15 protein-coding genes are annotated in these 13,607 nt (G+C 73.1%); 7 read left to right on the top strand and 8 right to left on the bottom strand.

Annotation, left to right across the window (positions count from 1 at the left end; genetic code table 11):
- Positions 1-796, top strand: a 796-nt coding sequence (locus MHW47_RS11705) for a PLP-dependent aminotransferase family protein (RefSeq protein WP_239222655.1), incomplete at its 5' end; no start/stop codon positions are given.
- 72 nt (positions 797-868) lie between these two features.
- The gene (locus tag MHW47_RS11700; protein WP_239222654.1) at positions 869-1,444 is read left to right on the top strand and encodes a histidine phosphatase family protein; all 576 of its coding nucleotides are present in this window, start codon (positions 869-871) and stop codon (positions 1,442-1,444) included.
- A gap of 19 nt (positions 1,445-1,463) precedes the next feature.
- Here MHW47_RS11700 and MHW47_RS11695 read toward each other — a convergent pair whose 3' ends face one another.
- The 4 genes from MHW47_RS11695 to MHW47_RS11680 all read right to left on the bottom strand — a co-directional run bounded on the left by MHW47_RS11695 (position 1,464) and on the right by MHW47_RS11680 (position 4,395).
- A complete protein-coding gene (locus MHW47_RS11695; RefSeq protein WP_239222653.1) occupies positions 1,464-2,246 on the bottom strand; it encodes a Clp protease N-terminal domain-containing protein in 783 nt (260 codons plus the stop codon).
- Between the two features lie 191 nt (positions 2,247-2,437).
- A complete protein-coding gene (locus tag MHW47_RS11690) occupies positions 2,438-2,935 on the bottom strand; it encodes a peptidylprolyl isomerase (RefSeq protein ID WP_239222652.1) in 498 nt (165 codons plus the stop codon).
- A 76-nt stretch (positions 2,936-3,011) separates the two neighbouring features.
- Positions 3,012-3,524: a DinB family protein gene (locus MHW47_RS11685; protein WP_239222651.1), complete on the bottom strand. Its 513-nt coding sequence runs from the start codon at positions 3,522-3,524 to the stop codon at positions 3,012-3,014.
- A gap of 64 nt (positions 3,525-3,588) precedes the next feature.
- Positions 3,589-4,395: a LysR family substrate-binding domain-containing protein gene (locus MHW47_RS11680; protein WP_239222650.1), complete on the bottom strand. Its 807-nt coding sequence runs from the start codon at positions 4,393-4,395 to the stop codon at positions 3,589-3,591.
- Positions 4,396-4,453: 58 nt separating this feature from the next.
- Between MHW47_RS11680 and MHW47_RS11675 the strand changes: the two genes are divergently transcribed.
- Positions 4,454-4,858, top strand: a complete 405-nt coding sequence (locus tag MHW47_RS11675) for a DUF5997 family protein (protein ID WP_239222649.1) — start codon at positions 4,454-4,456, stop codon at positions 4,856-4,858.
- Positions 4,859-4,947: 89 nt separating this feature from the next.
- Here the strand turns inward: MHW47_RS11675 and MHW47_RS11670 are convergent, their stop codons facing one another.
- The 4 genes from MHW47_RS11670 to MHW47_RS11655 form a co-directional block, all read right to left on the bottom strand.
- Entirely contained in the window at positions 4,948-6,450 is a 1,503-nt protein-coding gene (locus tag MHW47_RS11670; protein WP_239222648.1) for an FG-GAP and VCBS repeat-containing protein, read from the bottom strand.
- 173 nt (positions 6,451-6,623) lie between these two features.
- Positions 6,624-7,622 carry a type I glyceraldehyde-3-phosphate dehydrogenase gene (gene gap / locus MHW47_RS11665; protein ID WP_239222647.1) on the bottom strand — a complete coding sequence of 333 codons (999 nt, stop codon included), beginning with the start codon at positions 7,620-7,622 and terminating at the stop codon, positions 6,624-6,626.
- A 107-nt stretch (positions 7,623-7,729) separates the two neighbouring features.
- Positions 7,730-8,698, bottom strand: a complete 969-nt coding sequence (locus MHW47_RS11660; RefSeq protein WP_239222645.1) for a GlxA family transcriptional regulator — start codon at positions 8,696-8,698, stop codon at positions 7,730-7,732.
- Between the two features lie 87 nt (positions 8,699-8,785).
- Positions 8,786-9,220 carry a VOC family protein gene (locus MHW47_RS11655; protein WP_239222644.1) on the bottom strand — a complete coding sequence of 145 codons (435 nt, stop codon included), beginning with the start codon at positions 9,218-9,220 and terminating at the stop codon, positions 8,786-8,788.
- Positions 9,221-9,318: 98 nt separating this feature from the next.
- On the opposite strand from MHW47_RS11655, the gene argC reads away from it, so the two are divergent.
- The 4 genes from argC to MHW47_RS11635 are packed head-to-tail and all read left to right on the top strand — an operon-like array spanning position 9,319 to position 13,590.
- Positions 9,319-10,347 (top strand): N-acetyl-gamma-glutamyl-phosphate reductase, encoded by a 1,029-nt coding sequence (argC, locus tag MHW47_RS11650; protein WP_239222643.1) that lies wholly within the window; start codon positions 9,319-9,321, stop codon positions 10,345-10,347.
- A complete protein-coding gene (argJ, locus tag MHW47_RS11645; RefSeq protein ID WP_239222642.1) occupies positions 10,344-11,498 on the top strand; it encodes a bifunctional glutamate N-acetyltransferase/amino-acid acetyltransferase ArgJ in 1,155 nt (384 codons plus the stop codon). The genes argC and argJ overlap by 4 nt, the downstream gene beginning before the upstream one ends.
- Positions 11,495-12,397 (top strand): acetylglutamate kinase, encoded by a 903-nt coding sequence (gene argB, locus MHW47_RS11640; RefSeq protein WP_239222641.1) that lies wholly within the window; start codon positions 11,495-11,497, stop codon positions 12,395-12,397. The genes argJ and argB overlap by 4 nt, the downstream gene beginning before the upstream one ends.
- A complete protein-coding gene (locus tag MHW47_RS11635) occupies positions 12,394-13,590 on the top strand; it encodes an acetylornithine transaminase (protein WP_239222640.1) in 1,197 nt (398 codons plus the stop codon). Before argB ends, MHW47_RS11635 begins: the two co-directional genes overlap by 4 nt.
- Positions 13,591-13,607 lie beyond the last annotated feature (17 nt).

The following is a 13,607-nucleotide window of genomic DNA, read 5'->3' as shown; positions in this document are numbered from 1 at the left end:
GCCCGTGGACGGCGACGGCGTCCGCCCCGACCTGCTCGCCGCCGCCTTCGACGCCACCGGGGCCCGCGTCTTCGTCTGCCAGCCGCTCTTCCAGAACCCCACGGGCACCGTGCTGTCCGCGGCCCGGCGCTCCGAGGTCGTCCGGATCGCCCGGCAGGCCGGCGCCTTCGTCGTCGAGGACGACTTCGCCCGCTTCCTCGCCCACGACGACGCCGGCCCGCTGCCCCGGCCGCTGGCCGCCGACGACCCGGACGGCGTCGTCGTGCACATCCGCTCGCTCACCAAGGCCGCCTCGCCCAGCCTGCGCGTCGGCGCGCTCGCGGCCCGGGGCCCGGCCCTGGAACGGCTGCGGGCCATCCAGCTCGTGGACACCTTCTTCGTGCCCCGGCCGCTCCAGGAGACCGCGCTCGAACTGGTCGGCTCGCCCGCCTGGGGGCGGCATCTGCGGTCCGTGGCCGCCGAACTCGGGGCCCGGCGCACCGCGATGACGGCGGCGCTGCGCGAGGCGCTGCCCGGCCTCGGACTGCCGCACGTCCCGGCGGGCGGCGGCTACCTCTGGCTGAGCCTGCCCGGCTCCGAGGCCGGGCGGACGGACGAGTCCGCCATGGTCCAGGCGGCCCTGCGCGCCGGAGTGGCCGTCACACCGGGACGGCCCTACTTCGGCGCCGAGCCGCCGGCCCCGCACATCCGGCTGAGCTTCGTCTCCGTCGCCGGACCGGCCGAGCTGGCGGAGGGCGTACGCCGGCTGCGTACCGCCTGGGAGGGCACCCCGGCCGCCGCGCCGCCCGGCGACTGACCGCCTACTCGTGCGTACGGGTGTGCGACGGCACCCTTGACCGGCGGGGCGATCGGCCCCACGATCGCGGCCATGAGTGTTCGAGTCACGCTCGTCGCCGCGGCCCGCAGCTCCTCCCTGCTCGCCGAGCGCTTCGACGACGACCGGCCGCTCGACGAGGCCGGGCACCACGCCCTGCGGTGCGCGGGCCCGGCGCTGATCTCCCTGGGCACCGCCGAACTGCGCTACTGCTCGCCGACGCCGCGCAGCCGTGCCACCGGCGAGGCGCTCGGCTTCCACCCGATGGTCCAGCCGGCCCTGCGCGACTGCGACATGGGCCGCTGGCGGGGCCGCACCCTCGCCGACGTCACCGCCCGCGAGCCGGCCGCCGTGGACGCCTGGCTGGCCGACCCGCGGACGGCCCCGCACGGCGGGGAACCGCTGCTCGCCTTCATCGCCCGGATCGGCGGCTGGCTGGACACCCGGCCGGCCTGCGACGGTGCCATCGTCGCCGTCGCGGAACCGGCCGTGGTCCGGGCCGCCCTCGTCTACGCGCTGAAGGCCCCGCCGTCCTCGTACTGGAACGTGGACGTCGGCCCGCTGGCCACCGTCACCCTCACCGGGCTGCCGCGCCGCTGGAGCCTGCGCCTGGAGACCGGGGCGCGGTGAGCGGCGCGGCGGGGGCCGGTCAGCCCTCCTTCCCCGGGGCCTGGGGAACCGCCTCGGACGCGGTCGGCTGCCCGTTCGCGGTGAGGGCGGACAGGGCCTCGGCGATGGCCTGCTCGGCCGCCGCCTTGTCCAGGCCGAGGCCGCTGAGCACGCCCGAGCCGTCTTCGTGCTCCATGAGGGCCAGCAGGATGTGCTCGGTGCCGACGTAGTTGTGCCCCAGGCGCAGGGCCTCGCGGAAGGTCAGCTCCAGCGCCTTGCGCGCGTCGGCGTCGTACGGGATCAGCTCGGGGATCTCGGCGTCGGACGCCGGGGGGAGCGCCTGGGTCGCCGCCTGCCGGACGGTGTCCAGGACCACGCCCTGCGCCCGGATGAAGGCCGCCGCCAGCGCCTCGGGCTCGCTGAGCAGGCCCAGGACCAGGTGCGGGGTGCCGATCTCGGCGTTGCCGGCCGCCCGCGCCTCGTTCTGCGCCGCCATCACCACGTTCTTGGCGCGCGGGGTGAAGCGCCCGAAGCCCTGACTGGGGTCGAGCGCGGTGCCGTCGCCGGGGTCCTTGGCGACGAAGCGCTTCTGGGCCGCCTGGCGGGTCACGCCCATGCTCCTGCCGATGTCGGTCCAGGAGGCGCCGGAGCGGCGCGCCTGGTCGACGAAGTGGCCGATCAGGTGGTCGGCGACGTCGCCGAGGTGGTCGGCGGCGATGACGGCGTCCTGGAGCTGGTCCAGGGCGTCGGTGTGGACCTTCTTGATGGCCGCGATGAGGTCGTCGAGACGGACGGGTGTCGTGGGCACTACGGGATGCGTCATGTGTCAACCGTAAGTTGACAGTCTCTGGGTGTCAACCCGAAGTTGACAGTCGGAGTGGCGTGCGCCCTTCCGCACGTCCCGCGCGCCCCCCGAACGACGGAAGTGCCCCCCGAACGACGGAAGCGCCGCCCGACGCGATGCGTCGGACGGCGCTTCCGGGCGGCCGGGAAACGGCCGGCGGGGGCTCGGAATCAGAGGACCCCGGAGTCGGCGATGGTGATCTTCGCGGAGGTGCGGCCGCTCTGCGAACCGAAGGACTCGATGCGCTTGACCAGGGCCATGCTCGCCTCGTCGGCGACCTCGCCGAAGACGACGTGCTTGCCGTCCAGCCAGGAGGTCACGATGGTCGTGATGAAGAACTGCGACCCGTTGGTGTTCGGGCCGGCGTTGGCCATCGAGAGCTGACCGGGCTTGGTGTGCTTCAGCTGGAAGTTCTCGTCGGCGAACTTCTCGCCGTAGATGCTCTTGCCGCCGGTGCCGTCACCGCGGGTGAAGTCACCGCCCTGGAGCATGAACTCGGGGATGACCCGGTGGAAGGAGGAACCCTTGTAACCGAAGCCGTTCTGGCCGGTCGCCAGCTGGCGGAAGTTCTCCGCGGTCTTGGGAACGATGTCGTCGAACAGATCGAAGACGATCCGCCCGGCGGGCTCGTCGTTGATGGTGATGTCGAAGTAAACCTGGCTCGTCATACAACCATCCTGACATCCGCACGGATGTTCCCCGCGCCCACCCCTTCCGCAGCCCGCCCTCTCCGGCGCCCGGCCCTCAGACGCCGGTGCTGCCGTCGATCCGCTCGCGGAGCAGATCGGCGTGGCCGCTGTGCCGGGCGTACTCGCCGATCATGTGGTGGTGGATCCAGCGGAGGTTCACCTCGGCGCCCATGAACGGCGCCGAGTCCTCCAGCGACCGCTCGGCGCACACCGCGCGGGACACCGCGATCTCCTCCTGCCAGGCGGCCAGCGCCCCGGCGAGCCCGGTGTCCGGGGTGAGCTCGAAGCCCCCGTCGTGCCCCTCGGGCCGGTCGGGCCCGCCATACACCGGGGGGACGTCCTCGCCGGTCAGGACCCGGCGGAACCAGTTCCGCTCGACCTCCGCGAGATGCCGCACCAGCCCCGTCAGCGTCAGCGACGACGGCGGCACGGAGGCGCTGCGCGCCTGCCCGTCGGTGAGGCCCTCGCATTTCAGGGCCACGGTGGCCCGGTAGAAGTCGAGCCAGCTCTCCAGGCCGGTGCGTTCGTCGGCGTCGAGGGGCGGCATGGGGCGTTCGGTGTGCGTCATGGTCACCGATGCTGCCAGGAGCCACTGACAACCGCGCTCCGGTCGCCTGCGGACCGCCCCGCGCTCAGGGCCTGCGCCGGGGCTTCCCGCGCTTCGGGGCCGCGCCGCCCTTGGCGCCGCGCACCCCCTTGGCCCCGCCGGAACGGCCCGAGCCCGAGCCGCCGCGGGCACCCTTGCCCGCGGCCGTACCGGATGCCGGCTTCCGCCCGCCCTTGGCCCCCTTGGCGTCCTTGGCCTTCGGCTGGGCCGCGGGCGCCCCCGCCCGGCCGCGCGAACTGTTCACCGTCCGGCCCCGGACGATGCCGATGAAGTCCTCCACCTGGTCGGTGGTCTTCTCCTGCGGCCACGACAGCGCCACGCGCGACTCGGGCGCGTCCGCCAGCGGCCGGTACGTCAGGTCCTTGCGGTGGTGCAGCCGGGCCAGCGACTGCGGCACGACGAGCACCCCGATGCCCGCCGCGACCAGCTCGACCGCGTCCGCCGTGGTCGCCGGCCGCTCCAGCGCCGGCCGCCCGGGCAGCCGCTCCCAGACCAGCGGGTCGTCCAGCGGATGCAGCACGATCTCGTCGGCCAGCTCGGCGACGGACAGCTCGTCCACCGCCGCGATCACATGGTCCTTGGGCACCACGACGACCGTCGTCTCCGTGTACAGCGGGATCGCGCTGAGATCCGTGCCCCGGACCGGGAGCCGCAGGAAGCCCGCGTCGGCGTCGCCCGCGCGCAGCAGGTCCTGGGCCTCGGCGGCCGGTACCTGGACGAGGGTCAGGGGAATACCGGGCAGGCGCTCCTCCCAGATCCGCACCCACTTCGTGGGGGTCACTCCGGGGACGTACGCCAGCCGGAACGAGGGGGTTGCTTCCTGGCCTGTCACCCCGCCAGATTACCGGCCGTGGTCGAGGACGCCGCACGCGCTCGATACCCTTGACCCCATGAAGTCCCACCAGAGCACCCAGACGATGAAGCCCGCGACCGCGGCGAAGAAGCTGGGTGTCTACCTCGACGCCACCCCCGAGGAGTTCCGGGAGGGTGTCGTCTCGCGCGCCGAGCTGGCCGCCCTCCAGGCCGATCCGCCCCAGTGGCTGCGCGACCTGCGGAACAACGGCCCGCACCCGCGCCCGGTCGTCGCCTCCAAGCTGGGCGTCTCCATCTCCGGCCTGGCCCGGGGCGGGATCACCGAACCCCTGACCACCGAGCAGATCGACGCGCTCAAGCAGGAAGACCCCGAGTGGCTCCGGAAGGAGCGCGCCACCCAGGCGGACGTCCGCAAGGAGAACATCCGCATCAAGGAGCGCAACGCCGAGCGCGAGGCGAAGGCGCGCGACGACCGCCCCTGAGCACCCGCCCGGTCATGGGTGAGGGGCCCCGGTCGCGGACCGGGGCCCCTCACCCATGAAGCGGGCCGTTCAGCCGGTGCAGTGGCCGGTCAGCCGGTGTAGAGGCCGTGCCCGTTCTCGCCGCCCAGGTTCAGGCCGAACCGGGCCTTCGTCACGACGGGCGCGCCCACGTCCGGCGGGTTGAACGCCGAAGCGCCGGCCGTGGTCAGCCCTGCGGAGCCGCCGCGCAGCGACCACACCGCGCCGCCGTCCGCGATCGCCTCCAGGTTCTCGTCGGGGGCGCCGGCCGTCAGATCGGCCTTGCCGTCCCCGTCGATGTCCAGCAGCCGCACCGAACCGCCGAAGTGGTCACCCGACTCCGCCACCCCGGGCATGCCCGTGGTGTCCTGGTGGAACGACTTCGCGCCGGTACCGGTCAGGCCGCCGGACCCGCCCTTCAGCAGCACCACGGCACCCGCCCCCTTGACCGAACCGAGCGCCTCGAACGGCACGCCCACCGCGAGGTCGTCGTAACCGTCGCCGGTCACGTCGCCCGCGCTGAGCCTGGCCCCGAACTGGTCGCCCGTCTCGCTGACGCCCGGGACGCCGGCGGTGTCCTGGGTGAGGGTCGCGGTCCGCTTGGTGCCCAGGCCGGACGCCGTGCCGTAGTAGATCTTCACCGTGCCGGGGTCCGTGGGGAAGTCCTCGTAGATGCCGTTCGGCACCACCCGTACGGCGAGGTCGTCCTTGCCGTCCCCGTCGAAGTCGCCGACCGTGGGGGAGGCGCCGGAGGGCAGCGAGGTGGAGGTGGTGGACAGGCCGTCCGGGGTGCCCAGCCACACCTGGCCGCCCTCGGAGTGCTCCTCCCAGGAGTAGAAGGTGCACAGGTCGTCGATGCCGTCGCCGTTGAAGTCGCCCACGGCCGGGTTGGACATGAAGTTGTCCGAGGAGAACATGGTCACCCGCTGCTCGCGGGTCGGCTCCCCGGACCGCTTGAACGGTCCGTACAGCACACTGCGCTGTTCGAGGCTGCCGTCGCCCCAGCCGTGCGCCATCATCAGGTCGGTGTCGCCGTCGCCGTTGAAGTCACCGGCGATGAGGTTGTTCCCCATGTCGCCGGACTCGGGACCGGGGATGCGGACCGCGCCCTCGCCCGTGAGACCGCCGGCGCGGCCCCACAGCACGACGACGGAGCCCCAGTTGTTCAGCTCCGGGAGCGATTCGTTCGTGTAGACCGCGAGGTCCGTCAGACCGTCGTGGTCCAGGTCGGCGGGGACGAGACGGAAGCCGAAGAGACTGCCCTCGGCCGGGTCGCCCGGCACCCCCGGCGTGGTCTGGTCGATGGTCGTGGTGCGCGCCGGGCCCAGGCCCCCGGCGGAGCCGTAGGCGATGGTGACGTATCCGGCGTACGGCTGGCCGTTCACCGCCGCCGCGGTGGCGCCTACGACCACGTCCTGGTAGCCGTCCCCGTTGAAGTCCTCCCGCACGGTGGTGGTGCCCGCCGTGCTTCCGGCCGTGTCCGCCGGCGCGTTGCCCGGCGCCGCGACGGCCGTGCCGCCGGTCAGCGCCGTGGCGGCACACACGGCCATGGACAGCATGGTGCGAATGCGCACAAAATTCTCCTTGATCGCGTACGTGGAGCCATGGCGTACGAGGTGTGGGGGCTCGCATAGGAGACACGTGCGACGGGAAGAAGGTTGCACCGCGAACGGCAGGTGAACTCGGCGCGCGGCCAAGGGAGTCGGGAACCGGCGGGGGCGGGCGGGCGCCCGCCCCCGTGCCCGTCCTAGCGGCCGGCCAGCAGGGTCAGGGTGTCGATCACCCGGTTGGAGAAGCCCCACTCGTTGTCGTACCAGGCGGACACCTTGATGTGGCGGCCGTCCACCCGGGTCAGCTCCGAGTCGAAGATGGAGGAGGCCGGGTTGCCGGTGATGTCGGCCGACACCAGCGGGTCCTCGGAGTACTCCAGCACCCCCGCCAGCGGGCCCTCGGCCGCCGCCCGGTACGCCTCCAGCACCTGCTCTCGCGTCACGTCGCGGGCCACCGTGGTGTTCAGCTCCACCAGGGAGCCGACCGGCACCGGCACCCGGATGGAGTCGCCGGAGAGCTTGCCGTCCAGCCGGGGGAGCACCAGGCCGATCGCCTTGGCGGCGCCGGTCGTGGTCGGCACGATGTTCACCCCGGCGGCGCGGGCGCGGCGGGCGTCGCGGTGCGGCCCGTCCTGGAGGTTCTGCTCCTGCGTGTAGGCGTGCACGGTCGTCATGAAGCCGTGCTCGATGCCCGCGAGGTCGTCGAGGACCGAGGCCAGCGGCGCGAGCGCGTTGGTGGTGCAGGAGGCGTTCGAGACGACCGTGTGCAGCTCGGGGTCGTACGCGTCGCTGTTCACGCCGTACGCCAGGGTCACGTCGGCGCCGTCCGAGGGCGCGGCGACCAGGACGCGCTTCGCGCCGGCGTCGAGGTGGGCGCGGGCGGCCTTCGCCGAGGTGAATCGGCCGGTCGCCTCCACGGCGATGTCGACGCCCAGCTCCGCCCACGGCAGCCGCGCCGGCTCCCGCTCGGCCAGCACCTTGATGCGCCGGCCGTCGACGACGAGGGTGTCCCCGTCCACGGTGACCGGGCGGCCCAGCCGGCCGGCCGTGGTGTCGAACGCCAGCAGCCGGGCGAGGGCGGCCGGGTCCGCGAGGTCGTTGACGGCGACCAGATCGAGGTCCGTGTCGCGCTCCAGCAGGGCGCGCAGCACGTTGCGTCCGATGCGGCCGAATCCGTTGATGGCGATGCGAGTCATGTGAGGTGTCCCTTCTCTCTTCGCCCTCCACGATCGCGCGCGCCACCCGCACCGACCAGCGGCGAGATCGCCACGGTCCGCAAGTATCCCGCCAGGCGGGCGCCGCCCTATTCGCCCCGGGTGAAGGTGCGCCGGTACTCGCTCGGCGTGGTGCCCAGGATGCGCTGGAAGTGCAGCCGCAGATTGGCGCCCGTGCCGAGCCCGACGTCGGCGGCGATCTGCTCCACCGCCCGCTCCGAGCGCTCCAGGAGTTCCCGGGCCAGGTCGATGCGGGCGCGCATCACCCACTGCATCGGCGTGTAGCCGGTGTCCTCGGCGAACCGCCGCGAGAACGTCCGGGGCGAGACCGCCGCGTGCCGGGCCAGCGCGTCCAGGGTGAGGGGTTCGCCGAGCCGGTGCAGCGCCCACTCACGGGTGGCCGCGAACCGCTCGCCCAGCGGCTCGGGCACGCTGCGCGGCACGTACTGCGCCTGCCCGCCGCTGCGGTACGGGGCGGCGACGAGCCGCCGGGCCGCGTAGTTGGACGCGGCGACGCCGAGGTCGCCGCGCAGGATGTGCAGGCACAGGTCGATCCCGGAGGCGGCACCGGCCGAGGTGAGCACGCTGCCCTCGTCGACGAACAGCACGTTCTCGTCCACCCGGACGAGCGGGTACTGCGCGGCGAGCGCCCGCGTGTAGTGCCAGTGCGTGGTGGCCCGGCGGCCGTCCAGCAGCCCGGTCGCGGCGAGCGCGAACGCCCCGGTCGAGATGGCGGCGAGCCGCGCCCCGCGCGCGTGCGCGGTGACCAGGGCGTCGATCACCGCGCGGGGCGGGTCCTCCCGGTCGGGCCGCCGGTAGCCGGGTACGAAGACGATGTCGGCCCAGGCCAGCGCGGAGAGCCCGTGGGTGACGTGGTACGCCAGCCCGTCACCGCCGGTCACCAGCCCCGGCGCGGCCCCGCACACCCGGACCTCGTACGGCATGCTCGCCCGCGTCGTGAACACCTGCGCCGGAATCCCGACGTCCAGCGGCTTCGCCCCTTCGAGGACGAGCACGGCGACACGGTGCGGACGGGAGGCGGATTCGGGGGCCGGCATGGGCGCGAGCGTACGCGGCCGGGCGGGCGCGGTCCCGCCGCCCGGCGGATCTCCTCCGGCGACTCCCCGTCGTGCCGGCCCCGGACATCAGTCGAGGCAGAATTCGTTGCCCTCGACGTCCTGCATGTTGAGGCAGGACTCGTTCTCCTCGTCGGCGAGCAGCAGCCTGCCGCGCACCGCGCCGAGCGGGAGCAGCCGGGCGCACTCGGCCTCCAGGGCGGCCAGCCGCTCCTCGCCCACGAGCCCGGTGCCCACCCGTACGTCGAGGTGGACCCGGTTCTTGACGACCTTGTCCTCGGGCACGCGCTGGAAGTACAGCCTCGGCCCCGCCCCCGTCGGGTCGGAGACCGCGAACCCCTCGTTCCGCCGCTCCGGCGGCAGCGACGCGTTGTACGCGTCCCAGCTGTCGAACCCCTCGGGCGGTTCCGGCACGGTGTATCCGAGCACCTCGGCCCAGAACCGCGCCACGCGCTCGGGGTCCTTGCAGTCAAAGGTCACCTGGACCTGCTTGATCGTCGCCATGCGCCCACCCTAGAGGCCGACCTCCGGGATAGGGCCGGAATTCTTTGCATAAAAGTGCATCGCTGCGTATAGTCATGCCATCGACGAGGAGGCTTTCGATGGCGGTACGCGCAGCAGTGGCAGGAGCGAGCGGATATGCGGGCGGGGAACTGCTCCGCCTGCTGCTCGCCCACCCCGGGGTGGAGATCGGCGCACTCACCGCCAACTCCAACGCGGGCCAGCGCCTCGGTGCGCTCCAGCCGCACCTGCGCCCGCTGGCCGGGCGCGTCCTGGAGCCCACCACCCCCGAGGTGCTCGCCGGGCACGACGTCGTCTTCCTCGCCCTGCCGCACGGGCAGTCCGCCGCCGTCGCCGAGCAGCTCGGCGACGAGGTGCTCGTGGTGGACATGGGGGCCGACTTCCGGCTCACCGACGCCGGGGACTGGGAGAAATTCTACGGTTCGCCGCACGCCGGGACCTGGCCCTACGGGCTGCCCGAACTGCCCGGCGGCCGGGCCGCCCTCGCCGGCAGCAAGCGCATCGCGGTGCCCGGGTGCTACCCGACGGCCGTGTCGCTCGCGCTGTTCCCCGCGTACGCGGCGCGGCTCGCCGAGCCGGAGGCCGTGATCGTCGCCGCGTCCGGGACCTCGGGCGCCGGCAAGGCCGCCAAGCCGCATCTCCTCGGCTCCGAGGTGATGGGCAACATGTCGCCGTACGGCGTCGGCGGCGTCCACCGGCACACCCCCGAGATGATCCAGAACCTCAGCGCCGCCGCCGGCGAGCCGGTCACCGTCTCGTTCACGCCGACCCTGGCGCCCATGCCCCGCGGCATCCTCGCCACGTGCAGCGCCAGGGCCAGGACCGGGACTGACGCCGCATCCGTACGCGCCGCCTACGAGAAGGCGTACGCGGACGAGCCGTTCGTCGACCTGCTCCCCGAGGGGCAGTGGCCCGCCACCGCCGCCGTGTACGGCTCCAACGCCGTCCAGGTCCAGGTCGCGTACGACGAGGCGGCCGGCCGGATCATCGCGATCAGCGCCATCGACAACCTCGCCAAGGGCACCGCCGGAGGCGCCCTGCAGTCCATGAACATCGCCCTCGGACTGCCCGAGGACACTGGCCTTTCCACGATCGGAGTCGCACCGTGAGCGTCACGGCAGCACAAGGATTCACGGCGGCGGGCATCGCCGCCGGGATCAAGGAGAACGGCAATCCGGACCTGGCCCTCGTGGTCAACAACGGTCCGCGCCGCGCCGCCGCCGGCGTCTTCACCTCCAACCGCGTCAAGGCCGCCCCCGTCCTGTGGTCCGAGCAGGTCGTCAGGGGCGGCGAGATCTCCGCCGTCGTCCTCAACTCCGGCGGGGCCAACGCCTGTACGGGCCCGAAGGGCTTCCAGGACACCCACGCCACCGCCGAGAAGGCGGCCGAGGTGCTGGAGGGCCACAGCGCCGGCGAGATCGCCGTCGCCTCCACCGGCCTCATCGGCATCCGGCTCCCCATGGACAAGCTGCTGCCGGGCATCGAGAAGGCCGCGGCCGCGCTCAGCGAGCACGGCGGCGAGAAGGCCGCCATCGCCATCAAGACCACCGACACCGTGCACAAGACCGCCGTGGCCGGCGGCGAGGGCTGGACCGTCGGCGGCATGGCCAAGGGCGCGGGCATGCTCGCACCGGGCCTCGCCACCATGCTCGTCGTGCTCACCACCGACGCCGACGTGGACGCCGCCGCACTGGACGCCGCCCTGCGCGACGCCACCCGCACCACCTTCGACCGGGTCGACTCGGACGGCTGCATGTCCACCAACGACACCGTGCTGCTGCTGGCCTCCGGCGCCAGCGGCGTCACCCCGGAGCAGAAGGAGTTCGCCGAGGCCGTCCGCACCGTCTGCGACGACCTCGCCCGGCAGCTCATCGGGGACGCCGAGGGCGCCTCCAAGGACATCCGCATCGAGGTGGTCAACGCCGCCACCGAGGACGACGCCGTCGAGGTGGGCCGCTCCATCGCCCGCAACAACCTCCTCAAGTGCGCCATCCACGGCGAGGACCCCAACTGGGGCCGGGTGCTCTCCGCCATCGGCACCACCAAGGCCGCCTTCGAGCCGGACGCGCTCAACGTCGCCATCAACGGCGTCTGGGTCTGCCGCGACGGCGCGGTCGGCGAGGACCGCGACCTCGTGGACATGCGCTTCCGGGAGGTGCGGATCACCGCCGACCTCGCCGCCGGCACCGAGTCCGCCGTCATCTGGGCCAACGACCTCACCGCGGACTACGTCCACGAGAACAGCGCGTACAGCTCATGACCACGGCGCGGAAGCACACCGCACTCCCGAAGGCGCAGATCCTCATCGAAGCGCTGCCCTGGCTGACCCGCCACAACGGCAAGACGGTCGTCATCAAGTTCGGCGGCAACGCCATGGTCGACGACGAGCTGAAGGCGGCCTTCGCCCAGGACGTCGTCTTCCTGCGGCACGCCGGCCTCAAGCCCGTCGTCGTGCACGGCGGCGGCCCCCAGATCAGCGCCCAGCTCGACAAGCAGGGCCTGGTCAGCGAGTTCAAGGCCGGTCTGCGCGTCACCACGCCCGAGGCGATGGACGTCGTCCGCATGGTCCTCGCCGGGCAGGTCCAGCGCGAACTGGTCGGCCTGCTCAACCAGCACGGGCCGCTCGCCGTCGGCCTGACCGGCGAGGACGCCCACACCATCACCGCGATACAGCACCGCCCGCTCATCGACGGCGAGCCGGTGGACATCGGCCGGGTCGGCGAGATCACCGCCATCGACATCGGCGCCATCCAGGCCCTGCTCGACGACGGCCGCATCCCGGTCGTCTCGTCCATCGCCCGCTCCGCCGACGACCACCACGTCTACAACGTCAACGCCGACACCGCGGCCGCCGCGCTCGCGGCCGCGCTGAACGCCGCGACGCTGATGGTCCTCACCGACGTCGAGGGCCTGTACGAGGACTGGCCGCACAGCGACGACGTGATCAGCCGGCTCACCGCGACCGAGCTGGAGAAGCTGCTCCCGGAGCTGTCCAGCGGCATGGTGCCCAAGATGCAGGGCTGCCTGCACGCCGTGCGCAACGGGGTCGAGACGGCACGCGTCATCGACGGCCGGGTCCAGCACTCGATCCTGCTGGAGATCTTCACCGACGAAGGAATCGGCACGATGGTCGTGCCCGACGCGCAGGGGGAATCATGAGCAACGCCGAACTCTCGCAGCGGTGGCAGCACGCGCTGATGGACAACTACGGCACGCCGAAGCTGTCCCTGGTGCGCGGCGAGGGCGCGAAGGTGTGGGACGCGGACGGCGCGGAGTACCTCGACTTCGTCGGCGGCATCGCGGTCAACGACCTCGGGCATGCCCACCCGGCCGTCGTCCAGGCCGTCTCCGCCCAGATCGCCACCCTCGCCCACGTCTCCAACCTCTACATCTCCGAACCGCCCGTCGCGCTCGCCGAACGCCTCCTGTCCCTCTTCGGCCGCACCGGCAAGGTCTACTTCTGCAATTCGGGCGCCGAGGCCAACGAGGCCGCGTTCAAGATCGGCCGGCTGACCGGACGCACCCACATGGTCGCCACCGACGGCGGCTTCCACGGCCGGACCATGGGCGCCCTCGCCCTCACCGGCCAGCCCAAGAAGCGCGAGGCGTTCACCCCGCTGCCCGGCGACGTCACCCACGTCCCGTACGGCGACGCCGAGGCGCTGCGGGCCGCCGTCACCACCGACACCGCGCTGGTGATCATCGAGCCCATCCAGGGCGAGAACGGTGTGGTCGTCCCGCCCGCCGGCTACCTGGAGGCCGCCCGCGAGATCACCCGCGCCACCGGCACCCTGCTCGTCCTCGACGAGGTCCAGACCGGCATCGGCCGGTGCGGCACCTGGTTCGAGCACCAGGCCCACCAGGGCGTCGAGCCGGACGTCGTCACCCTCGCCAAGGCGCTGGGCGGCGGGCTCCCGATCGGGGCGACGGTCGCCTTCGGCCCGGCGGCCGAGCTGCTCGCGCCCGGCCAGCACGGGACGACATTCGGCGGCAACCCGGTCGCCTGCGCCGCCGGCCTCGCGGTCCTGGACACCCTCGCCGCCGACGGCGCGCTGGACGAGGTCAAGCGGGTCGGGGAGCGGCTGCGCGACGGCATGGAGGCGCTGGGCCACCCGCTGGTCTCCCACGTCCGGGGCTCCGGCCTGCTGCTGGGTATCGTGCTCACCGAGCCCCTTGCGCCCCAGGTGCAACAGGCGGCTCAGGGGGCCGGTCTCCTGGTGAACGCGCCCGCGCCCGATGTGGTGCGGCTGATGCCGCCGCTGACCATCGGTGACGCGGAGGTGGACACGTTCCTCCGGGCGCTGCCGGGTGCCCTCGACGCGGCAAACGGGGACGGACGATCCGGGGAGTGACCTCCGGAGAATGAGGC

The organism is Streptomyces sp. OfavH-34-F, from assembly GCF_022347745.1.
In the GTDB taxonomy this organism is placed as follows: domain Bacteria; phylum Actinomycetota; class Actinomycetes; order Streptomycetales; family Streptomycetaceae; genus Streptomyces.
The sequence above is the reverse complement of the archived record's forward strand: the minus strand, read 5'-3'. Positions and strand labels throughout refer to the sequence as shown.